We start from the raw sequence: 7,248 nt of genomic DNA, 5'->3' as shown, positions 1-7,248 counted from the left end.
ACGGCTGGCAGACCCTCGCCAGCAAGCCCATTGCTCAGCCGGTTGATCTTGCCGCCTGAGCAGATATCATCCGTTCACCGGAGACTCGCGACGGACAAATTCCAACCAAGTTCGCGACGGCACCGGGGGGTCCAGCACGCACACACTGTCGTGTCAAATCAGACCCTGTTTAGTCCAGACGACTTGGTCTACATCCAGAACAATTGGATCCACACCGACCACGATCAAACCTATACAGGTTCAGGAAGGATCGCATACCGGTGGACCGACACCAACAGCTGGTTGGACGGCACCACCGCGAGCGCAACGTTCATCTACGGTAGCGGCTTGCGCACGGACCCCCCGAATTTGCCGCCAGGGGTAGTCTGCCCCAACTGCGACCACCTGCCATCCTATTGGCAGATCAATACCGGCGTGTCGCACGAGTTCGCCCATGGCTGGAACGGATTGCCGGTTACGGTTCGTTTCGACGTGGTAAACCTGACCGACTACATTTACCAGATCCGCAACGGTGCCGGCATCGGTGTGTTTGCGCCTCAATACGGACCGCGGCGCGGATACTACTTTGGCATTTCGCAGAAGCTCGGGGCTCCGGAGAAGGTTGCCGGCGTTCTGCCTGGCTTCTACACCAAGGTCCGTAACTCGGCACCGACAGCTTACTATTGGGCCGGTCCCTACGTCGGCGCCAACTTCGGTGGCGCCTTCAGCGGCGGCGAGCACGTGGCCACGCCGATCGGCACCGACAGAACCAATCCGGCGGGCGCGCTCGGTGGCTTGCAGGCCGGCTACAATTTTCTGGTGGCTCCGAACTGGCTGGTCGGGATCGAAGGCGAACTCGCCTGGACGTCAGCTCAGGGTAAAGCCAATTTCGTTGATCCCGCCGGCACGGCGTCGCTCTCGATCACCAGCGACCACAACTGGTATGACACCCTCACCGGCAGGATCGGCTATGTCACCGGGCCGCTAATGCTCTACGCAAAGGGCGGCGCCGCGTTGATGAACGCCGATTATCGTATGGAGGTGAATAGCGGGCTCGACGGTCTCACTGTTGCTCACGCCACCCGTCCCGGATGGATCGCGGGCGGTGGCCTGGAATACATGCTGGGATCACACTGGTCGGCGAAGCTCGAGTACGACCATCTCGACTTCGGCAGCAAAGGGCTCGAGTTCGTCAACCCGTTCGGCACGAACGTGACTGTCAAGACCGAGGTCAACCAAGTCAAAGCCGGCGTGAATTATCACCTTGAGGGATTGCTTTAGCGACTGGTTAGCGCGAGCAGGCCCACAGGTAGGGGCAAAAGTGGGGGCCGATTGAGACGAGAAAGAACGAGATGAAATACAGCAAAACAAAGCCTCAGCGCAGAATTTGGCTCCGGCTGCTGCCGAGTGGCCTCATTCTTGCGGCCCTCGCCATCCACTCGCAGCCTGCGGTCGCGCAAGTTCCGGATTCCCTGCTGCCGCGGAATCTGTCGCCGTGGGGAATGTTCCTCAACGCCGATATCGTCGTGAAGGCTGTCATGATCGGGCTCGCCTTCGCCTCGCTCGTGACCTGGACGGTCTGGCTTGCCAAGACCATCGAACTGCGCGTCGGGAGGGGCCGCGCGCTGCGGCGGGTGAGAATGCTGGAGGAAGGCGGCAGCCTCACGGAGGCGGCGCATGAATGCAATGGCGACCGCGATGCTGTCGCGCAGCTGATCCTCTCGACGGCGCGCGAGGCGGAACTGTCCGACGGTATCGTCGACGACGGCTTCAAGGAGCGTGTCGCGCTTCGGCTGGAACGTGTGGAAGCGGCGATGACGCGAGAGATTTCGCGCGGCATTGGCATTCTTGCCACCATCGGCGCGACGGCCCCCTTTGTCGGCCTGTTCGGCACGGTTTGGGGGATCATGAACTCTTTCATCGGCATTTCGGAATCCCATACCACGAACCTGGCGGTGGTTGCGCCCGGCATTGCCGAGGCGCTGCTCGCCACCGCGCTCGGGCTTGTGGCCGCTATCCCGGCCGTCGTGATCTACAACCATCTCGCCCGCGTGATCGCCGGCTATCGCGCGCTCCTGAGTGACGCCTCGGCGCAGCTCCTGCTTCTGATCAGCCGCGGGCAGCCCCGCGATGTGGTCCTGCCACGCGCTGCGGAGTGATCGCCATGGCCGTCCGTCTTGGTTCTCGTTCGAACGGCGATGATCTCGAGATCCAGCACGAGATCAACGTCACGCCCTTTATCGACGTGATCCTGGTGCTGCTTATCATCTTCATGGTAGCCGCGCCGCTTGCGACCGTCGACATCGGCGTAAACCTTCCCGCGAGCACGGCACCCGAGCAGCCTCGCCCGGACAAGCCGGTTTTCGTCACGATCAAAACGGACCAGACCATTGCCGTCGGCGAAAACGTTGTGGCGCGCGAAGCCCTCGCTCGTGCGCTGGATACTGCCACCAACAACCACAAGGACGAAACGATCTTCGTCCGAGCCGACAAGTCGCTGAGCTATGGCGAGCTGATCGAGGTTATGAACACCTTACGGGACGCCGGCTATCTCAAGCTTGCCCTGGTTGGGCTTGAAGCGCCGGCGACGAAGCCATGAACGCCCACGCCCTGCATCTGCCTGACAATCGCGGCCTATCACGTTGGATGCTAGCGGCGCTGGCAATCCTGCTCGCGCATGCCGCAATCGTGGCCGCCATTGCACTGTGGTATTCCCGCAGGCCCGTCGAGCCAAACATCATTCCTGCGATAAGCGTGACCCTCGCCCCAATCGAAGCTAGTTCGCCCGAGGTCCAGAACCAGGACATCGCGGTCGGCCCGACCATGCAACAGGCGGAGGAGACACCCAAGGAGCAGCCCAAGCAGGAGCAGCCAGTCGAGAAGGTCGAACAGCCGCCACCTCCGCAAGCACAGGCCGAAGTCACCCTGCCTCAAGAGACGCCAAAGCAAATCGAGGAGCCAAAGCCGCAGGTACAGCCGCCCGCGCCCGAGACGCGCGCGCCGCCGAAGACGGAGCATGTCGGTCAGTTCTCACAGGCAAGCGCGAAGGCCTATAACGCCCTCGTGTTCGGTCATCTACAACGCTTCAAAAGGTACCCGGCGGCGGCGCATGGTGCCTCGGGAACGACGGTGCTGCGGTTCGACCTGAATCGTGCGGGGGAAGTGATCGCAAGCGAAATATCCAAATCGTCAGGCAATACAGTGCTCGACCGGGAGGCGCTCGAACTGCTTCATCGCGCCAGTCCCTTCCCGCCCTTCCCGGCCGAGAAGCCCGGAGCGCGCGATAGCTATCTCGCACCGGTCGCTTTCGCGCGCTGACGCCTGCGGCGAGATCCATAGTTTCGTCGGGATGAGGATTGTCTATGCCGAGGACGCGTGATCTCAGGGAGCAATAGACCGCACGGTCAGAGTAGTAGACCAGCCCATTTGCCTCGGTCGGATTGTTAGCCACTCACAGAGGAGTGCCGAATGACAATGCGAACCTCGTTGTTGGCCCTTTTCCTTCTGCTTTGCAGTGTGGCGACGGCTGCTTCCATGGGCAGCGCCGTCACCAAGAATGCTCCTTGGAATCCTCATCATATCGACGATCTACCTGCCGAAGTTCGACAATATATCGCGGCCATCTGCAAGGGGCCTCCGAGCGCCCAGAATGATTTTGCAACCTACTCTCCGCACGAGAAGCGCTGGCGGATCAATCTCGAATACCTTCGATGCGACGGTTTGGGCCAATATCGTCGAGGAAATCAATGTCTGGATGTTGACTTCATTGCTGTCGGCTCGCATTTCCGGCTTGCCAGAAGGGACTACAGAGACTGTGGCTTCTAAATCTCGGTCGGTGATAAGATTCCATTTCCACTGACCAGTCGCTACAGCGGCGCGCGCGTCCACGGTTCGTAGCTGCCAAGGTCGACCTTGACGTGTGTGCCTGACATCTCGCCGTTTAGTCCTTCTGGGATCTCCGGCGACGTCCGCTCTTGACTACACCGCCGAATGAGGACGCGCTCGCACTCTGACGCGTAGCCGCTCTTCACGCATCCGGTCAGCTCTCCCGGATTTGATGACAGCACTGCGCTACGCGACGGGCTAGAGATGGGCCACCATATGGTATTCCCCTTAGCGGCCGAAGATACTCGCCGCCTCAAAGCGATTGCGTCATGGTTGATGTTGGCCAACGGCACCTAGGCAGCCAAGCGGCCCGCCTCTTCGGCCTCGATCGAATCGGCGCCCGAAGCCCTCTTCAGAAAGCGAGCCAGCGCGGCCTTTCGCGAATCGCGGTCCAACGCGTAGGCGGTTTGCTTGAACTCGATGCCGTCAAGGAGCCCTTGAATATAGCCAGAGATCGTATCCGCAGCCATGATGAGCGCCGTGTCAAGCGTATGGATGTACTTGCTTGTCACCAAACCCTTGGCATGGCCGACCAGCGCCGCGATGGTCACCTCGGTAAAGCCGAGATCGTTGGCGATGCTCGCGAAGCTGTGGCGTAGGACGTGAGGAGTAATATCGGATAGTGGGGAGTCCTCGAAGAGATGCTTCCAATGGTTCGGGAAGCTGCCGAATGCGTTGTCGTCGCCCTGCCCCGGGAAGACGTGTGTGCAGACATTGTCCGGGCGCCGTCGCTCGAGATATTCGACGACTGGCAGCCCCCTATGGGGCGGATGGATTCACCCTCCTTACTATCGTCCAACCGCAAGCAACTCGACTCGGTGTCCGCTTCCGTCCATTTCAAGCCGATCATCTCGCTGCGTCGACAGCCGGTCAGCGCGAGCTGGCGAGAGATGTCCACGATCGTGGCATATTTCTCGTGCCTGGCTGCGTCGCGGAGCATCCGACCGAGTATTCGGTATTCAGCCTCCTGTGCCTCACGCTGACCCCGCTCTCGCGCGCACCACACCTTCCAGTTCATCCATGGCGGAGGTCGAGACCGCGCAGGGAATCTCCTTCTCGCCGTCGAGCATCGAGAACAGAACGACCATCCTGTCGTATTCGTAAGCGATGAAGCGACGTGCGTGAGCGTCATGTCAGCCACTCCTTCATAAGCGTGCCGCGGTACCCGACTCAGCTCTGCTCGGCAAGCCGGACAAAATCCTCAAGCACGGCTGCGACGAGATCGCGGTGCCTTGTGTCTTCGGGCGGCAGGCCCGCGGCTACAGCTTGAGTATATAGCGCGCCTTGGCGGCCGCCTCCGGCCATGACGCGGCGGGAATTGACAACAGATGGTCCTCCACCTCGGCCCGGCGCTCGCGCAGTTCCCGTGCATGGGTCTCGACCTCCGCGAGCGCACGGCGGATGTCGGTTGCCTTTTGCGCCGTCACGCCGCGGTGACTGTCGAGATCGAGCGGTTCGTCAGCCATCGGATGCGCTCGCGTCGATGCGTTGGGCGTCGGCCAGATCGACAGAGCCGATCGAGACCACCTGCATCGCCAACCCGCGCGAGCCTTCCACCGGCACCTTGATCATGGTGGCGACGCGGCGGAACGCCTCGAACGATAGCCCCTCGATCGTCTCCTCGTCGATGACGACCTCATAGGCGCCGGCGGGCAACAGTCTATCGATGCCCCTGATCCGGAATGAGTTCTTGAAGGTGACGACTTCGCGTCGGGAACGGACGGTCATGCGCGCTATCTTAGAAACTCTGGCCGGTCGTGGTGCGGACCCAACGATGATTGCGTCGATCGTCCAGGCGCTGAAGGCGAGCCGGTGATCGGTCCGTCGGGTGCGGTCCTGGTGATGATGGCCGAGATGAGGGACGCTTTCCGTAACTTGGTCGACTGCATTATAGTGCATCCGGTGCGCAAGCGGATGCCCTACGAATACACACCGTACCTGAATGCCGCTGCCCTTTTCAGCATGAAGCTTTTCTCAGAAGACCGCCACAAAACAGGAACGATGAGTACTGCCTAATACGACAACGTCCAGTCAGGGAAATCCGTGTCCTCGTAATAGACGCGGACCTGCATGTGATGGCGGCCGTCGCGGACCTCGCCGTCGAGGGAAACGTTCATTTTGAACTCGACGCCGCGCGTTCGCGAGCCTGCTCCAGAAACTCCTCCAAATCCCAGGGGACAACCCGTCCAGCCTCGACGTCGGCCATCCCTTCGTCGATCGCCGCTCGGAGAGCGTGGAGCTTCTCGGTGTCTTCGCCAGTCAAACTCATGACGCCAATGCTAGCAGCTTGCGTCACAACTGCACAGAGACCAACCAATATAAGCTTACGCCACCGCCGGTCCGGCCTTGCCGAGCGTCACCAGCACGATCTCCGGGGGAACGCCGATGCGGAACGGCATGATGCTGCAGCCGAGGCCGCCGGAGACGATGACGTCGCAATTGGTGCGCAGGTGGCCGTAGGCGAGCTCGACGCCCTGCCGCGGCGGCACCGCGGGCGACCAGCCGAGCAGGCGGACCTGGCCGCCATGGGTATGGCCGGACAATTGCAGCGCCACGCGTGAGGGGACGCGCAGCGCGACGTCAGGCTCGTGTGCCAACAGGATGACCGGCGCATCGTCGGTGACTTTCGCGAGCGTCGCGCCGAGATCATCGACGCCGATACGGCGCACGGGGCGGAAACGCCGTGCCGGCATATAGGCGAGCTGATCGCCGAGGCCGGCGAGCCAGAACGGGCGGCCGGCCTTGGTCAGGCGCTTTGCATCGTTCTCGTAGACCGGAATGCCGTTCGCTTCGAGCGCGCGATGGGCCACCGTCAGCCCCTGCCCCTCGCGCTGCACGGTCTTGTCGTCCCAGTAATCGTGGTTACCGAGGATCGCGTGCACGCCGAGCGGCGCCTTGAGGTTCGCCAGCACCGCGGCCCATTCGCTTGCTGGAATGAAGCGCGTAACATGGCGGTGGCCGGCGACGTAGTCCCCGAGCATGACGATGATGTCGGGCTCAAGTGCGTTGGTGCGCGCGACGATCGTCTCGATGCGCTCCAGCGACATCCAGGGATCGCAGGCGTGCAGGTCGGCGATCACGGCGATCTTCAGCGGGAAATCCGCCGGCCATCGCGGTGGGGTGAGATGGTAACGCGTGACGCGGAGCCGCAATACCGGCTCGACGCCAAAGCCATAGGCCGAGGTCGATGCAGTGAGGGCGGTGAGGCCGCCGATGGATCTGAAAAATTGACGCCGTGAGAACATGGGGATGATCGGTGATGCCCCTCGTTGATGAGGTCCGATTGGAGCGGAATTGCGGTGCGTTTGTGCAGATTGTCAGGGGTTGTCCTGCACGAGGATGTGAACGCGCGATTCCGTAGCCCGGGTGGAGCGCAGCGCAACC

The 7,248-nt window shown here is 61.8% G+C and carries 8 protein-coding genes and 4 pseudogenes; 5 read left to right on the top strand and 7 right to left on the bottom strand.

Going from position 1 to position 7,248, the window contains the following annotated elements; all coding sequences use genetic code 11:
* The first annotated feature begins 183 nt into the window (after positions 1-183).
* From ACZYOF_RS29610 to ACZYOF_RS29590, 5 genes are all read left to right on the top strand, one after another.
* Positions 184-1,260 (top strand): outer membrane protein, encoded by a 1,077-nt coding sequence (locus ACZYOF_RS29610; RefSeq protein ID WP_463717986.1) that lies wholly within the window; start codon positions 184-186, stop codon positions 1,258-1,260.
* A gap of 71 nt (positions 1,261-1,331) precedes the next feature.
* Positions 1,332-2,138, top strand: coding sequence for a tonB-system energizer ExbB (gene exbB, locus ACZYOF_RS29605; RefSeq protein WP_463717985.1), 807 nt, complete (start codon positions 1,332-1,334; stop codon positions 2,136-2,138).
* 5 nt (positions 2,139-2,143) lie between these two features.
* Complete coding sequence (exbD, locus tag ACZYOF_RS29600) at positions 2,144-2,578, top strand: TonB system transport protein ExbD (protein ID WP_282527515.1); 435 nt, start codon at positions 2,144-2,146, stop codon at positions 2,576-2,578.
* A complete protein-coding gene (locus ACZYOF_RS29595; protein WP_130579322.1) occupies positions 2,575-3,297 on the top strand; it encodes an energy transducer TonB in 723 nt (240 codons plus the stop codon). The genes exbD and ACZYOF_RS29595 overlap by 4 nt, the downstream gene beginning before the upstream one ends.
* Positions 3,298-3,447: 150 nt before the next feature.
* Complete coding sequence (locus tag ACZYOF_RS29590) at positions 3,448-3,804, top strand: hypothetical protein (RefSeq protein WP_463717984.1); 357 nt, start codon at positions 3,448-3,450, stop codon at positions 3,802-3,804.
* Between the two features lie 353 nt (positions 3,805-4,157).
* On the opposite strand, the pseudogene ACZYOF_RS29585 reads toward ACZYOF_RS29590, so the two are convergent.
* The 7 genes and pseudogenes from ACZYOF_RS29585 to ACZYOF_RS29555 form a co-directional block, all read right to left on the bottom strand.
* Positions 4,158-4,843 (bottom strand): annotated as a pseudogene (locus ACZYOF_RS29585) (tyrosine-type recombinase/integrase); the annotation flags it as partial.
* Positions 4,844-4,856: 13 nt separating this feature from the next.
* A pseudogene (locus ACZYOF_RS29580) lies at positions 4,857-4,952 on the bottom strand (DUF1488 family protein); the annotation flags it as partial.
* Positions 4,953-5,034: 82 nt separating this feature from the next.
* Positions 5,035-5,330: pseudogene (locus ACZYOF_RS29575) on the bottom strand (hypothetical protein).
* Entirely contained in the window at positions 5,323-5,592 is a 270-nt protein-coding gene (locus tag ACZYOF_RS29570; RefSeq protein WP_463717983.1) for a hypothetical protein, read from the bottom strand. Before ACZYOF_RS29570 ends, ACZYOF_RS29575 begins: the two are co-directional and overlap by 8 nt.
* 308 nt (positions 5,593-5,900) lie before the next feature.
* Positions 5,901-5,981: pseudogene (locus tag ACZYOF_RS29565) on the bottom strand (acyl-CoA thioester hydrolase); the annotation flags it as partial.
* On the bottom strand, positions 5,978-6,133 hold the full coding sequence (locus ACZYOF_RS29560) for a hypothetical protein (RefSeq protein WP_394567278.1): 156 nt from the start codon (positions 6,131-6,133) through the stop codon (positions 5,978-5,980). The gene ACZYOF_RS29560 and the pseudogene ACZYOF_RS29565, both read right to left, overlap by 4 nt.
* A 55-nt stretch (positions 6,134-6,188) precedes the next feature.
* Positions 6,189-7,109: a metallophosphoesterase gene (locus tag ACZYOF_RS29555; protein ID WP_463717982.1), complete on the bottom strand. Its 921-nt coding sequence runs from the start codon at positions 7,107-7,109 to the stop codon at positions 6,189-6,191.
* Positions 7,110-7,248: the final 139 nt, after the last annotated feature.

This window comes from Bradyrhizobium sp. LeoA1Lang, from assembly GCF_055413685.1.
Note: the sequence above shows the minus strand (reverse complement) of the source record. Positions and strands in the feature narration are given on the sequence as shown.